Origin of the sequence: Pseudomonas sp. PDM30, from assembly GCF_019218985.1 — a bacterium.
Lineage (GTDB): Bacteria > Pseudomonadota > Gammaproteobacteria > Pseudomonadales > Pseudomonadaceae > Aquipseudomonas > Aquipseudomonas jessenii.
On sequence record NZ_JAHUWM010000007.1, the window covers coordinates 66,002 to 80,812 of the forward strand.

Below are 14,811 nucleotides of genomic sequence, written 5' to 3' on the forward strand. Positions count from 1 at the left end.
CTTGGGCGCACCCGGAAAAATTCTATCGCTCGGCCATCAGTACCAGCACATCCGTACTGAACGAACCATCGGCCTCAATCTCAAAATATTCGCGTACTTCATTGCCCATCGACTGCTGCAACTCGCGGATCGCCGCGCGCATCACTTGCGGTGTGCGCATGCGCTCGACCCAGCTGTTGTATTCCAGGCGCAAGCGCTGACGGGTGGTACTGCGGGTGTGCAGCCCCGCCTCGCTGACCTGGCGCAACCACTCGCCAGCGGAATAATCGCGCACATGGCTGGTGTCGCGCAGCACTTCGACGCTTTGCAGGTAAGTGTCGAACAGCGGGCTACCCGGTGACAACACGTCGACGAACGCCGCCACACCGCCCGGCTTCAGGACTCGACGCACCTCCCGCAGGGCCACGCCCAGATCGCTCCAATGGTGCGCCGAATAGCGGCTGAAGACGAAATCGAATTCGCCATCGGCGAACGGCAGGCGCTCGGCGGCACCGTTGACCGTGGTTACGTTGCTCAAGCCACGGTCGACAGCAGCGGCAGCGACCACGTCGAGCATTTGCTGCGACAGGTCGTAGGCCACCACCTCTTTCACCAATGAGGCTACGTGAAAACTCACGTGACCTGCGCCGCAACCCAGATCCAGGACCCTGGCCTCGCCCTGCCCCGCCAGTTCGGCCTGTAGCAGCGCGAATTCGGTGCCTTGAGCGTGTACGGCGCTGCTCAGGTAGGCCGAGGCCTGTTCACCGAATTGCTTCTGGACTACCTGGCTGTGTCGGGCGGTGCTGGTCATGGGGACTTCCTTTTTGGGGTGAGTCTTGGGGTGTCTGTTCTGGCCTCATCGCGAGCAAGCTTGCTCCCACAGGTTTTGTTTACGCCGCAAATCCAATGTGGGAGCGAGCTTGCTCGCGATGGCGTCATTACGTCTTACGCAAATTCAAGCGTCGCGAAACAACCAAGGCTGGCTCGCACGATGTTTGGCCTCAAATGCCGCAATCGCATCGCCGTCCTGCAAGGTCAGGCCGATATCGTCCAGGCCGTTCAACAGGCAATGCTTGCGAAACGCATCAATCTCAAAGCTCAACACCTTGCCATCCGGACGGGTCACGGTCTGGGCCTGCAGGTCAACCTGCAACTGATAGCCCGGATTAGCCTCGACCTGCTGGAACAGTTCGTCGACTTCGGCGTCGCTCAAGATGATCGGCAGCAAGCCGTTCTTGAAGCTGTTGTTGAAGAAGATGTCGGCATAGCTCGGCGCGATGATGCTGCGGAAACCGTACTCTTCCAGCGCCCACGGCGCGTGTTCACGGCTGGAGCCGCAACCGAAGTTCTCGCGGGCCAGCAACACGCTGGCGCCCTGGTAACGTTCGGCGTTGAGGACGAAGTCCTTGTTCAGCGGACGCTTGGAGTTGTCCTGGTAAGGCTGGCCCACATCCAGGTAACGCCATTCATCGAACAGGTTCGGGCCAAAGCCCGTGCGCTTGATCGACTTCAAGAACTGCTTCGGGATGATCTGGTCGGTGTCGACGTTGGCACGATCCAAAGGCGCGACAAGACCAGTGTGCTGGGTAAAAGCTTTCATGCTGCGCTCCTTCAGATCAATTCACGGACGTCGACGAAACGACCGTTTATAGCAGCGGCTGCGGCCATGGCCGGGCTGACGAGGTGAGTACGACCACCGGCACCCTGACGGCCTTCGAAGTTACGGTTGGAGGTCGAGGCGCAATGCTCACCAGACTCCAGGCGGTCCGGGTTCATCGCCAGGCACATCGAGCAACCCGGCTCACGCCATTCGAAACCGGCCTCGAGGAAAATCTTGTCCAGGCCTTCCGATTCAGCCTGGGCTTTAACCAGGCCCGAGCCCGGCACCACGATGGCCTGCTTGATGGTCGAGGCCACTTTACGGCCCTTGGCGATCACGGCCGCCGCACGCAGGTCTTCGATCCGCGAGTTGGTGCAGGAACCGATGAACACGCGGTCGAGCTGAATGTCGGTGATCGCCTGATTGGCGGTCAAACCCATGTACTTCAAGGCACGGACGATGGAGTCGCGCTTGACCAGGTCCATTTCCTTCGCAGGATCCGGCACGTTCTGGTCTACCGCCAGCACCATCTCAGGCGAAGTACCCCAGCTGACTTGCGGCTTGATCTGGGTCGCATCGAGCTCGACAACCGTATCAAACGTGGCATCGGCGTCAGACACCAGGTCTTTCCAGGCTTCAACGGCCAGGTCCCATTCCGCGCCTTTCGGGGCAAATGGACGGCCCTTTACGTAAGCCACGGTTTTTTCGTCCGCAGCCACCAGGCCTACGCGAGCGCCGGCCTCGATGGACATGTTGCAGATGGTCATGCGGCCTTCGACGGACAGGTCGCGAATCGCGCTGCCGGCGAACTCGATGGCGTGGCCGTTACCGCCGGCGGTGCCGATCTTGCCGATCACCGCGAGCACGATGTCCTTGGCGGTCACGCCGAACGGCAATTGGCCTTCGACGCGCACCAGCATGTTTTTCATTTTCTTGGCGACCAGGCACTGGGTGGCGAGCACATGCTCGACCTCGGAAGTGCCGATACCGTGAGCCAATGCGCCGAATGCGCCATGGGTCGAGGTATGGGAGTCGCCGCAGACCACGGTCATGCCGGGCAAGGTTGCGCCTTGCTCCGGGCCGATGACATGGACGATGCCCTGGCGAACGTCGTTCATCTTGAACTCGACGATGCCGTATTCATCGCAGTTGTCATCGAGGGTCTGGACTTGCAGGCGCGAAACCTGGTCAACGATGGCGTCGATGCCGCCCTTGCGCTCCGGCGTGGTCGGTACGTTGTGGTCCGGGGTCGCGATGTTGGCATCGATGCGCCATGGCTTGCGCCCGGCCAGACGCAGGCCTTCGAAGGCTTGCGGCGAGGTCACTTCGTGGATGATGTGACGATCGATGTAGATCAGCGCAGAGCCATCGTCGCGCTGCTTGACCAAATGCGAATCCCAGAGCTTGTCGTAGAGCGTTTTGCCGGCCATCAGACGGTTTCCTCATCAGCTTGTTTCTATGCCCTGGGTCTTGAGCGACTCAATAACCCCTTGGCTTGTGAGGCTGATCCTATGGGGTTACATTAAATAACTCAAATTCATATTTTTTATGCTTTGGATAACCAACTGGAATGCAACTATGGACCTGGCTAACCTCAATGCCTTTATTGCCATCGCCGAGACCGGAAGCTTCTCCGGCGCCGGGGAACGGCTGCACCTGACCCAGCCGGCCATCAGCAAGCGCATCGCCGGGCTGGAGCAGCAATTGAAGGTGCGGTTGTTCGACCGTCTGGGTCGTGAAGTGGGTCTGACCGAGGCCGGGCGCGCCCTGCTGCCGCGGGCTTATCAGATTCTCAATGTCCTCGATGATACGCGCCGTGCCCTGACCAACCTCACCGGCGAAGTGACCGGCCGTCTGACCCTGGCCACCAGTCACCACATCGGCTTGCACCGTTTGCCACCCTTGCTGAGGGAGTTCACCCGACTCTACCCACAAGTGGCGCTGGATATTCAGTTCCTCGATTCGGAAGTGGCCTACGAGGAAATTCTCCATGGCCGCGCCGAACTGGCGGTCATTACCCTGGCGCCAGAACCCCATGCGCTGGTCAAGGCCACCCCGGTATGGGACGACCCGCTGGACTTCGTGGTTGCGCCGGAGCATTCGTTGCTCAATAACGGCAAGGTCAGCCTGGCGGACATCGCCCGACACCCGGCGGTCTTCCCCGGTGGCAATACCTTTACCCACCACATTGTGCAGCGGCTGTTTGAAGCCCAGGGCCTGACGCCAAACATCGCCATGAGCACCAACTACCTGGAAACCATCAAGATGATGGTCTCGATCGGCCTGGCCTGGAGCGTTTTGCCGCGCACCATGCTCGATGACCAGGTGGCGCGCATACCTTTGCCGGGCATACAGCTCACTCGCCAGCTAGGCTATATCTTGCACACAGAAAGGACGCTGTCGAATGCTGCGCGGGCCTTCATGGCCTTGCTGGACGCTCAACTCGATCAGCCAGGGACTCAAGGCTAAGCTGTGCTAATCCTGTAGAGCCGCGAATTCCTGCCCCAAACGCCCATTCAGCCCAAGGCTTGCCAATGCCCAAATCTGTTGACCGTATTCCGCCAATGCCGCGTATACAGGCACTTGACCCGAAAAGCTCCGAACAGAGCTGGGAAAGTGCCCCGCAATTGTTGGCCGCGCTCAACGGCGCGCGCCTGGGTGCGTGGTATTGGGACATCGAGCGCGGAAAGATCAGTTGGTCCCGGGGCACGCAGGCGCTGTTCGGCTTCGACCCCCGCAAACCGTTGCCATCGGATCTGGAATACCTCGACTTGCTGCCTCCGGAGGATCGCGCGAAAACCGTTCGCGCGTTCCACGCAGTCATCGCTGGCGCACCGCTGGAGCAAGCGATGCATCACCGCATCCGCTGGCCCGATGGCAGCCTGCACTGGCTGGAAATCAGCGGCAGCCTGTTACCGGACAAGCACGGCCGGCCACGGATGATCGGTGTAATCCGCGAGATTACCCACCAGCGCCAGCGCGAACAGGCGTTGAGCAGCTCGGAAAAACGCTTCGCCACCCTGTTCCACCTGTGCCCCAACATGGTCCTGCTGACCCGCCAGGAAGACGGCCTGATCACCGAAGCCAACCAGTATTTCGAAAGCCTGTTCGGCTGGCCGGTGCAAAACGCGATCGGCCGCACCACCCTGGAACTGGGCCTGTGGGTGCATCCAGAACAACGGGCCGAACTGGTCAAGGCCACCAAAGCCAAAGGCGACCTGGTCAGCATGGAAGTGCAGTTTCGCGCCAGCAATGGCCAGGTCCACGACGGCATCCTCAGTGCGCAAAAGGTCGAGCTCGAAGGCCAGCCCTATCTACTGAGCACGTTCCTTGACACCACCGAGCGCAAAGTCGCCGAACAGGCCCTCAAGGACAGCCAGGAACGCCTCGACCTGGCACTGGACTCGGCGCAACTCGGCACCTGGGACTGGCACATTCCCAGCGGCATGCTCTACGGATCGGCACGGGCCGCCCAACTGCACGGTCTGGACGCCAAGCCCTTCCACGAGTCCTTCGACGAGTTCTTCGAAGGCGTGCCCGGCGAAGAACGCGACACCATGCGCGACGCTTACCGCAGTCTGCGTGAAGGCCCGGCCGGCAACTATCAATTGACCTACCGCGTGCAATTGCCCGACGGCACCTCGCGCTATCTGGAAAGCCGTGCCCGCCTCTACCGCGATGACAACGGTGTGCCGGTGCGTATGGCCGGCACCTTGCTCGACATCACTGATCAGGTGGAACGCGAACAACGGCTGGTGGCCTCCGAAGAGAAATTCGCCACGCTGTTCCAGGTCAGCCCCGATCCGATCTGCGTCACCCGCCAGGACTCCGGCCAGTTCATTGAAATCAACTCCAGCTTCACCCAGACCTTCGGCTGGAGCACCGCCGATGTGATCGGCCGCAGCGCCGACGAAATCGGCCTGTGGGACGCTTCGGCGAAAAGCCTGCGACGAATCGAACAAGTGATCCGCGAACAAGGCCTGAACAACGTGGCCATTCTGGTCCAGCACAAGGAAGGACAGACCCTGACTTGTGTGATTTCCAGCCGCCAGATCAGCGTCGGCGACCAGCCCTGCATCGTCACCACCCTGCGCGATATCACCCAGCAACAGCGCTCGGAAGCGGCGCTCAAGGCCAGTGAAGAGAAATTCGCCAAGGCCTTCCACTCCAGCCCCGACGCCATCACCATCACCGAGCGCGACACCGGACGCTATCTGGAGGTCAACGACGGCTTCTGCCGCCTGACCGGCTACCGCGCCGAGGAGGTGGTGGGCCGCACGGTGTACCAGGTCGGGATCTGGGCCGAAGAAAAACAACGCTCGGCGCTGCTGGCCGAATTGCAGATCAAGGGACGGGTTCATCACCAGGAAATGCTCGGGCGCAACAAGCGCGGCGAACTGCTCACCGTCGAAGTCTCGGTGGAACCGATCACCCTCAATGAAACCGCCTGCCTGCTGCTGACCGCGCGCGACGTCAGCCTGCTGAAAAATGCCGAAGCGCAGATCCGCCACCTGGCCTATCACGACCCACTGACCAACCTGCCCAACCGTGCCTTGCTGATGGACCGCCTGAGCCAGCAGATCGCCCTGCTCAAACGGCATAACCTGCGGGGCGCGCTGATGTTCCTCGACCTCGACCATTTCAAGCACATCAACGACTCCCTCGGGCACCCGGTGGGCGATACCGTGCTGAAAATCATCACCGCGCGCCTGGAGGCCAGCGTGCGCATGGAGGACACCGTTGCGCGCCTGGGCGGTGACGAATTCGTGGTACTGCTCAGCGGCCTCGAAGGCTCGCGCAGCGAGGTCAGTGAACAGGTTCGCGAAGTGGCCGACACCATCCGCGAGCTGCTGTCCGAACCGATGTTCCTCGACGGCCAGCGCCTGCAAGTGACACCCAGCATCGGCATTGCGCTGATCCCCGATCACGGCTCGACCCCGACCGACCTGCTCAAGCGCGCCGACATCGCGCTCTATCGCGCCAAGGACTCGGGTCGCAATACCACGCAGATGTACCACAACACCATGCAGAAGGCCGCGAGCGAACGCCTGCGCATGGAAACCGACCTGCGCCTGGCCCTTTCCCGGGGCGAGTTTCGCGTGCATTACCAACCCCAGGTCGACGCCCGGGGCGACCGCATCGTCGGTGCCGAGGCCCTGGTGCGCTGGAATCATCCGGAACTCGGCCCGCAGTCACCCGCCGAGTTCATCAAGGTGCTGGAAGACAGCGGACTGATTCTGGAGGTCGGCACCTGGATCCTCGACGAAGCCTGCCAGGCCTTCAAACGGTTGATCGACGACGGTCTGGTGAATCCGTATAAATTCAGCCTGTGCGTGAACATCAGCCCGCGCCAGTTCCGCCAGAACGATTTCGTCGAACGTGTCGAAAACAGCCTGAACACCTATGGCCTGCCCTGCTCCCTGTTGAAACTGGAAATCACCGAAGGCATCGTGATCCAGAACCTGGAAGACACCATCAGCAAAATGCGCCGCCTGAAAAAACTCGGTGTGAGCTTCGCCATGGACGACTTCGGCACTGGCTACTCCTCGCTGACCTACCTCAAGCGCTTGCCGGTCGACACCCTGAAAATCGACAAGTCTTTCATCCGCGACGCCACCAGCGACCCGAACGACGCCGAGATCATCCGCGCCATCGTCGCCATGGCCCACAGCCTGGATTTGAAAGTGATAGCCGAAGGGGTCGAAACAGCGGAGCAGCTTGAGTTCCTGCAGGGGCTGGAGTGTCACTTCTACCAAGGGTATTTGCACAGCCTGCCGTTGCCGGTGGAGGAGTTTCAAAAACTGCTGAAGTGACAGGCACAAAAAAGGGCGCCAATGGCGCCCTTCTTCTTGCTCCGACTCAGTGTTGCAGAGCCGGCTTTTGCGTCCCGTTGATCGGGATGCGCTTGGCTTTCGCCTCTTCCGGAATCACCCGTAGCAGGTCGATGCTCAACAGACCGTTGCTCAGGCCGGCAGCCTTGATCTCGATGTGGTCCGCCAGACGGAAGGACAGCTTGAACGCACGCTGGGCAATGCCCTGATACAGATAAGTGACGTCTTCGTTCGCGTCGCGTTTACCGCCACTGATGGTCAGCACACCTTTCTCGACTTCGAGCTCCAGATCTTCTTCCTGGAAACCGGCCGCGGCAATTACGATGCGGTATTGATCGTCGCCGTGTTTCTCCACGTTATAGGGTGGATAGCTGCTGCCTGGCTCGTTGCGCAGGGCGGTCTCGAACAGGTCGTTGAAACGGTCGAAACCTACCGAGGAACGGAACAGTGGGGCCAAGGATAATGTAGTAGCCATGATGCAAATCTCCTGAAAACAATCAGCAAGGTTTTTTGTCTCCGCGACCCGAATTCGGCATCGCGTAATCCTTAAATAGGGACCGCTGATTGCATTTCAAGAGATTGTTTTCTGCTTTTTTTACAAAAAATTTCAGGCCGCTTCCGCCACCGGCAGCCCCAGCAAACGCGAGACGTTATCCAGCTCGGTTTCACGACGCAGCACGGTAAAGAGCTCTACCGCCTCGGGATAATTGCGGGTCAGCATCGCCAGCCATTGCTTCAGACGACCCGGCGACTGGCGTGGCGTCATTTGTGCCTTGGCTTGCAGCCAGAAGTCCTGGATCAGCGGCAACAACTCGGTCCAGGTCATCTCGACCACCTCTTCACCGGCCCGCGCCGCGGCGATCTGCCGGGCGAGATCCGGGCGCGAAACCAGGCCGCGACCGAGCATGATGTCTTCCACGCCGCTGATCTCGCGGCAACGACGCCAGTCTTCGACGCTCCAGATGTCGCCATTGGCGAACACCGGCACCTTGACCACGTCCTGCACTCGCGGAATCCACTCCCAGTGTGCCGGCGGCTTGTAGCCGTCGACCTTGGTCCGCGCATGCACCACGATATGTTCGGCACCGCCTTCGGCCAGGGCCGTGGCACACACCAGCGAGCCGTCCGGACTGTCGAAGCCCAGGCGCATCTTGGCGGTGACTGGAATGTGCGCGGGGACGGCACGACGGACGTGCTCGACGATCTGGTTGAGCAGCTCGGGTTCCTTGAGCAATACCGCACCACCACGGGATTTGTTGACGGTCTTGGCCGGACAGCCGAAGTTCAGGTCGATCACTTCGGAACCCAGCTCACAAGCCAGCGCGGCATTTTCCGCCAGGCACACAGGATCGGAACCGAGCAGTTGCACACGCAGCGGCACACCGGAGGCCGTCCGGGCACCGTTGAGCAACTCCGGACCGAACTTGTGGAAATAGGCAGGTGTGAGCAACTGGTCGTTGACCCGGATGAACTCGGTCACGCACCAGTCAATACCACCCACACGGGTCAGCACGTCGCGCAGGATGTCGTCGACCAACCCCTCCATGGGCGCCAAAGCAATTTGCATGAAAAACACACTCGAGGAAAAACGTGCGGCAGTTTACTGGATAATCGAGCAAAAGACTTGCGCATACCCTTGTGGCGAGGGGGCTTGCCCCCGTTGGGTCGCGAAGCGGCCCCGGCATTTCGTCAGATAAAATGCATCGACAGGTTTTGCGACTGCTTCGCAGCCGAACGGGGGCAAGCCCCCTCGCCACAGGAACCAGTGTCAGGCCGGGGTTTGCAACGCCGGGCCATAACCCTCGATGAACTCCGCCGGCATGCGCTTGGGCTTGCCCGTGGACAGTTCGATGCAGACGAAGGTGGTCTGCGCGCGCAATAGCGTGGTGTTGTCGCTGGGACGGACCAACTGGAAGTGCCGGGTCATTTTAAGGCGCTGGTCCCAATCGACGATCCAGGTCGCCAATTGCAACTCATCGTCCTCATAGGCTGCCGCCAGGTAATCGATCTCGTGCCGCACCACCGCCATCGCCCGGTCCAGCCGCCGATACTCGACCAGGTCCAGGCCAAGACGCTGGGAGTGGCGCCAGGCACAGCGTTCGAGCCAGGTCACGTAGACCGCGTTGTTCGCGTGCCCCAACCCGTCAATGTCCTCGGCGCTCACTTGCAGATCAATGATGAACGGCGTTTCCCGATCCCAGCCCATGCCCGACTCCCTGGTCAGATAATTTCGACCGGGGCAGTGTAACGGAAGCTCAGGCGGATTGGCGTGATTGCAGACTGCGCCCGGCCAGCAGTGATAACACGCCATCAATCACCCGAGGGTCGGCCAACACTCGCTGATGACCACCGTCTTTCAAACGCAACAAGCGGCTGTCGAACCAGGCTTCATGGATCAGCTGGGATTCCTTCACAGAGACAAAGTTGTCGTCTTCGGCGTGGACAATCAGGCCGGGCATGTCGAGTTGATAGTGCGCGACATCCAGCGTCGCGGCTCGCATGCCGACGTCTTGCTCGACCTGGCGAATGAACGCCGAGCGGGCCTTCGGTGGCAGCCCGACATAACGGGCAAAACCACGCAACACACCGAGAATCCGCGCCGGGGCCGCAATGCTGACCAGGGTTTCGGTGCGCAGGCCCAACTGGACCGCGAGCATCGCACTGGCGCCGCCCATGGAGTGGCCGATGACCGCTTGCAGGGGTGGCAGTTCGGCGGCCGCTTCCAGCATGGCGCGGGCGAACAGCACCACATTCGCTTCACTGCCCGGTGAGCGACCGTGGGCCGGGCCATCCAGGGCCACGACCGAGTAACCGGCATCGACCAGCGCGGTGATGAGGCTGGCAAACTGCGTCGGCCGCCCTTCCCAGCCATGCATCAGCAATACTGCCGGGCCCTGACCCCAACGCAAGGCCGAGAGACCGAAACGCAGGGTGACCCGCTCGGACTTGGCCAACAGTGGCAGCTCCCAGTCACGCAGCGGCAGGTCCCTTGGCGTCATGAACGCCTGTCGCATTTTGCTTGCGACCAGTTTCGGGGCAAACCAGCCCAAGGTGCCATTAACGCCACGAACCCACTTTAACGTGCTCATCGCATTCTCCTCAGGCCGCAGCCTTCAGGTCAACGCACCGCCGATTTGGCGGCGCGCAGTAATCGATCGGACAACTCTCCTGGCCCCAACGCCCGCGCCAGAGCCAGCCCACCCACCATCAAGGCCATGTCGGCCAGGGCTTTTTCGGTTTCTTCAGGGCTGGCCGCCAACTGCACGACCATCAATTCCACATGCTCATTGAGCGCGACACGAAACGCTTCCGGCAGCCGCCCCAGTTCGCCGACCGATGCCGGGATCGGACAGGCCGATTCGGAGGAATCACGGTGCTTGCGCGACAGATAGAACGCCGCCACCAGCGCGCGGCGCTCTTCGCCGGTCAACTCCGCGTCCATGTCGGCAATCAAGTCACGGCGGTGACCGAGCAATTGCCTGAACGCCTCCAGCATCATCGCGTCCTTGCTTTCGAAGTGGGCGTAGAAGCCGCCGACCGTCAGGCCCGCCGCGCCCATCACTTCGCCCACGCTTGGCTCGGCCGGGCCGCGCTGAATCAGCGCTGCGCTGGCAGCCTTGAGGATGCGTTCGCGGGTTTGGGCTTTTTTATCGTTCATCGTTGCCTCCGAATATTACGATTGAAATATTATTCTCATAATAAATTTTAGCAAGTCATGGGCGTGACCGCTGGTCTGAAGAACAGTTTTTTTGGAAATTTTGGAAATGGAGGAATTTGGCCAAACGCCAGACAAACAAAAGGGCCATTCAATAATTGAATGACCCTTATAAATCCCGCAGAGCGGGTAATCGTGGCGTCCCCTAGGGGACTCGAACCCCTGTTACCGCCGTGAAAGGGCGGTGTCCTAGGCCACTAGACGAAGGGGACACAAACCCTTCTATACAACTGATCAGTGCTGAGTGCTGATCGATTCAAGGCCGGTGTGGCCAGACCTTGAACTGTAAAATTGGTGGAGCTAAGCGGGATCGAACCGCTGACCTCCTGCATGCCATGCAGGCGCTCTCCCAGCTGAGCTATAGCCCCGGATTTTTCGCCTCGCGGCGGAGCGACATCTTGCAACATCGCTTCTGTAAAACTGGCGTCCCCTAGGGGACTCGAACCCCTGTTACCGCCGTGAAAGGGCGGTGTCCTAGGCCACTAGACGAAGGGGACGCAAACCCTTCTATACAACTGATCAACGCTGAGTGTTGATCGCTTCAAGGCCGGTGTGGCCAGACCTTGAAGTGTAAATTGGTGGAGCTAGACGGGATCGAACCGTCGACCTCTTGCATGCCATGCAAGCGCTCTCCCAGCTGAGCTATAGCCCCTCATCGTTGATGTCATCGCTGAGGACGGGGCGAATCTTAAGGGCGTATCGAAAGCCTGTCAAACTTATTTTTCAAAAAAATTAAAATTTTTTGCCGACATAACAATCACTTACCGCCCTCCCCCCCGAAAAATCGGGGTCTGAGGACCACTGCGCGCCCAACGACGGGCACACACAATGGCCATCAGCCCTTCATCAAGCGTGTCAGGCAATCGCGCCCAACAGCTTTTCCCACTCCTTGTTTTCTTTCTTCGACACGCCGCCCAGCAGGTCAATGGCCTGGCGCAGACGGAAACGGGTCAGGTCCGGCCCGAGGATTTCCATCGCATCGAGCACCGACACCGAGCTGGCCTGGCCAGTGATCGCAGCGAACATCAGCGGCATGGCATCACGCAGCTTCAGCTCCAGGGATTCGACCACCGCCTGAATGGTCGCGGTGATGCTGTCCTTTTCCCACTGACGCAGGCTTTCGAGCTTCCACAGAATCAACTGCATCAACTGACGAACCTGATCACCCGACAGCTTCTTCGATTCGAACAACTTCGCATCCGGGTTCACGCCACCGGCAAAGAAGAACCCGGCCAGCGGTGCCACCTGGCTGAAGGTTTCGACCCGGCCCTGTACGTGCGGTGCGATCTTCATCATGTATTCGGAATTGAACGCCCACTTCTGCACGCGCGCGGCGAACTCTTCCACCGGCAGGTCGCGCAGCCACTGGCCGTTGAGCCACGACAGCTTCTCGATGTCGAAGATCGGCCCGCCGAGGGACACGCGCTTGAGGTCGAAGTTGTCGACCATTTCCTGCAGCGAGAACTTCTCGCGCTCGTCCGGCATCGACCAGCCCATGCGACCCAGGTAGTTGAGCATCGCTTCGGGCATGAAGCCCATGCGCTCGTAGAAGGTCACCGAGGTCGGGTTCTTGCGCTTGGACAGTTTGCTCTTGTCCGGGTTACGCAGCAGCGGCATGTAGCACAGCTCCGGTTGTTCCCAGCCGAAGTATTCGTAAAGCAGGATCAGCTTCGGTGCCGATGGCAGCCATTCTTCGCCACGCAATACGTGGGTGATGCCCATCAGGTGGTCGTCGACCACGTTGGCCAGGAAGTAGGTCGGCAGGCCGTCGGTCTTCATCAGGACTTGCATGTCCATGCGGTCCCACGGGATTTCAACGTCGCCACGGAGCATGTCCGGCACCACGCAAACGCCTTCGCTCGGTACTTTCATACGGATGACGTGCGGCTCGCCAGCGGCAAGGCGACGGGCGACCTCTTCCTTGGACAGCAGCAGCGCGCGGCCGTCATAACGCGGGGTTTCGCCGCGAGCCATCTGCTCGGCGCGCATCTGGTCAAGCTCTTCGGCGGTGCAGAAGCACGGGAAGGCATGGCCCATTTCGACCAGTTGCTGGCAATACTTCTGGTAAATGTCGCCACGCTCGCTTTGACGGTACGGACCGTGCGGGCCGCCGACATCCGGGCCTTCGCTCCAGTCGATCCCGAGCCAGCGCAAGGCGTCGAAAATCTGCTGTTCGGACTCGCGGGTCGAACGCAGCTGGTCAGTGTCTTCGATCCGCAGGATGAACTCACCGCCGTGCTGCTTGGCAAAGCAGTAGTTGAACAAGGCGATGTAGGCGGTACCTACGTGGGGATCCCCGGTAGGCGATGGCGCGATGCGAGTGCGGACGGTGGTCATGGCATGTCTCGAAAAGAATAAAAGCGAAGTTCAAACAAGGCGCGAATGGTAACAGGCGACACCCGCCCGGCTCCAGTGAACAGGGCATTTAAGCCAAGGTTGCGTCTGTAACGCCCGTACAGGGAGGTGAATGGCCGAAAATCAGCCGACAGCATTTACCGCTTATCGGCTGTATGCCAGATTTGCCCGCTGATAACTTCTCTTACAATTTCTCGACTACAGTTTGCCCCATGCCTGCCCAACTCAAGCGTCGCCTCTTCTCGTTCCTGCTGATTGTCCTGTTGATTGCCGGGGGCCTGTTTGCCCATTGGCTCTTGAAGGGGCGCTTTTATGAAAGCACCGACAACGCTTATGTCCAGGGCGAGATCACCCGCGTGTCGAGCCAATTGGGCGCGCGTATCGATCAGGTGCTGGTGCAGGACAACCAGCATGTCGAGAAAGGCCAGTTGCTGGTCAAACTCGAAGGCGACGACTTCCGCCTCGCTGTCGACCGCGCCAATGCCGCCCTGGCCACCCGCCAGGCCGAACGCCTGCAAGCCCAGAGTAAACTGACCCAGCAGGCCAGCCTGATTGCCGCCAGCGAAGCGCAAGTCGCGTCCAGCCAGGCCAGCCTGGGTCGCTCGCAGATCGACCTGACCCGCGCCGAGACCCTGCGCAAACCCGGCTATATTTCGGAAGAACGGGTGACCACCCTCTCCGCCGACAACCACATCGCACGCTCGCAAGTGGCCAAGGCCCAGGCCGACGCGCAAAGCCAGCGCCAGCAGGTCAATGCGCTGAATGCAGAGATCAAACGCCTCGACGCGCAGATCGCCAACGCCAAAACCGACCTGGCCCAGGCCGAACTGAACCTGACCCGCAGCGAAATCCATGCCCCCATCAGCGGCCTGATCGGCCAGCGTGCAGCCCGCGAAGGCCAATATGTGCAGGCCGGCGCTTACCTGTTGTCGATCGTGCCGGACGAAGACATCTGGATTCAGGCCAATTTCAAGGAAACCCAGATTGGCCACATGCAACCCGGCCAGGAAGCCGAACTGACCTTCGACGCCTACAGCGACACCCCGATCAAAGCCAGGGTCGACAGCCTGTTCGCCGCCTCGGGCGCGCAGTTCAGCCTGTTGCCGCCGGACAATGCCACGGGCAACTTCACCAAAGTCGTACAACGGATTCCGGTCAAACTGACCTTCGCCGCGGACAATCCGCTGCGCGGCAAGATCCGCCCGGGCATGTCGGTCACCGCCAAGGTGAACATCAAGGACGCCCCTGAAGAAATCACCCCCAAAGTGAGCCACAAAGACGCCCCTGACGATGGCCGGTGATCAACTGATCCGCCCGGTCGGCGAACCGAC

Annotated in this window: 12 protein-coding genes and 4 tRNA genes; 3 read left to right on the plus strand and 13 right to left on the minus strand. The window is 60.5% G+C overall.

Annotated elements, in window-relative coordinates; all coding sequences use genetic code 11:
• Window positions 1-22: 22 nt before the first annotated feature.
• The 3 genes from KW840_RS17700 to leuC form a co-directional block, all read right to left on the minus strand.
• Window positions 23-790 carry a class I SAM-dependent methyltransferase gene (locus tag KW840_RS17700; RefSeq protein ID WP_057715576.1) on the minus strand — a complete coding sequence of 256 codons (768 nt, stop codon included), beginning with the start codon at window positions 788-790 and terminating at the stop codon, window positions 23-25.
• A gap of 144 nt (window positions 791-934) precedes the next feature.
• The gene (gene leuD, locus KW840_RS17705; RefSeq protein WP_015095895.1) at window positions 935-1,579 is read right to left on the minus strand and encodes a 3-isopropylmalate dehydratase small subunit; all 645 of its coding nucleotides are present in this window, start codon (window positions 1,577-1,579) and stop codon (window positions 935-937) included.
• A gap of 11 nt (window positions 1,580-1,590) precedes the next feature.
• The gene (gene leuC / locus KW840_RS17710) at window positions 1,591-3,009 is read right to left on the minus strand and encodes a 3-isopropylmalate dehydratase large subunit (RefSeq protein WP_057715577.1); all 1,419 of its coding nucleotides are present in this window, start codon (window positions 3,007-3,009) and stop codon (window positions 1,591-1,593) included.
• A gap of 148 nt (window positions 3,010-3,157) precedes the next feature.
• Here leuC and KW840_RS17715 point away from each other — a divergent pair, with 148 nt between their 5' ends.
• Together KW840_RS17715 and KW840_RS17720 are read left to right on the plus strand one after the other, a co-directional pair.
• Window positions 3,158-4,048: a LysR family transcriptional regulator gene (locus KW840_RS17715; protein ID WP_057715578.1), complete on the plus strand. Its 891-nt coding sequence runs from the start codon at window positions 3,158-3,160 to the stop codon at window positions 4,046-4,048.
• A gap of 65 nt (window positions 4,049-4,113) precedes the next feature.
• Window positions 4,114-7,392, plus strand: a complete 3,279-nt coding sequence (locus tag KW840_RS17720; protein WP_057715579.1) for a PAS domain S-box protein — start codon at window positions 4,114-4,116, stop codon at window positions 7,390-7,392.
• 46 nt (window positions 7,393-7,438) lie between these two features.
• Here the strand turns inward: KW840_RS17720 and KW840_RS17725 are convergent, their stop codons facing one another.
• From KW840_RS17725 to gltX, 10 genes are all read right to left on the minus strand, one after another.
• Window positions 7,439-7,885, minus strand: coding sequence for an Hsp20 family protein (locus KW840_RS17725; protein WP_057715580.1), 447 nt, complete (start codon window positions 7,883-7,885; stop codon window positions 7,439-7,441).
• A 132-nt stretch (window positions 7,886-8,017) separates the two neighbouring features.
• Window positions 8,018-8,977, minus strand: coding sequence for a tRNA-dihydrouridine synthase (locus tag KW840_RS17730; protein ID WP_057396160.1), 960 nt, complete (start codon window positions 8,975-8,977; stop codon window positions 8,018-8,020).
• Between the two features lie 201 nt (window positions 8,978-9,178).
• Complete coding sequence (locus KW840_RS17735; protein WP_057715582.1) at window positions 9,179-9,616, minus strand: thioesterase family protein; 438 nt, start codon at window positions 9,614-9,616, stop codon at window positions 9,179-9,181.
• Between the two features lie 49 nt (window positions 9,617-9,665).
• On the minus strand, window positions 9,666-10,499 hold the full coding sequence (locus KW840_RS17740) for an alpha/beta fold hydrolase (protein WP_057715583.1): 834 nt from the start codon (window positions 10,497-10,499) through the stop codon (window positions 9,666-9,668).
• Window positions 10,500-10,528: 29 nt separating this feature from the next.
• Complete coding sequence (locus KW840_RS17745; protein ID WP_218496568.1) at window positions 10,529-11,068, minus strand: TetR/AcrR family transcriptional regulator; 540 nt, start codon at window positions 11,066-11,068, stop codon at window positions 10,529-10,531.
• 193 nt (window positions 11,069-11,261) lie between these two features.
• A tRNA-Glu gene (locus KW840_RS17750) sits at window positions 11,262-11,337 on the minus strand.
• A gap of 80 nt (window positions 11,338-11,417) precedes the next feature.
• Window positions 11,418-11,493 (minus strand) — tRNA-Ala (locus KW840_RS17755).
• A gap of 53 nt (window positions 11,494-11,546) precedes the next feature.
• Window positions 11,547-11,622 (minus strand) — tRNA-Glu (locus KW840_RS17760).
• Window positions 11,623-11,701: 79 nt separating this feature from the next.
• A tRNA-Ala gene (locus tag KW840_RS17765) sits at window positions 11,702-11,777 on the minus strand.
• A 203-nt stretch (window positions 11,778-11,980) separates the two neighbouring features.
• Entirely contained in the window at window positions 11,981-13,462 is a 1,482-nt protein-coding gene (gene gltX / locus KW840_RS17770) for a glutamate--tRNA ligase (RefSeq protein WP_090454210.1), read from the minus strand.
• Between the two features lie 230 nt (window positions 13,463-13,692).
• On the opposite strand from gltX, the gene KW840_RS17775 reads away from it, so the two are divergent.
• Window positions 13,693-14,781: an HlyD family secretion protein gene (locus tag KW840_RS17775; protein ID WP_218496569.1), complete on the plus strand. Its 1,089-nt coding sequence runs from the start codon at window positions 13,693-13,695 to the stop codon at window positions 14,779-14,781.
• Window positions 14,782-14,811: the final 30 nt, after the last annotated feature.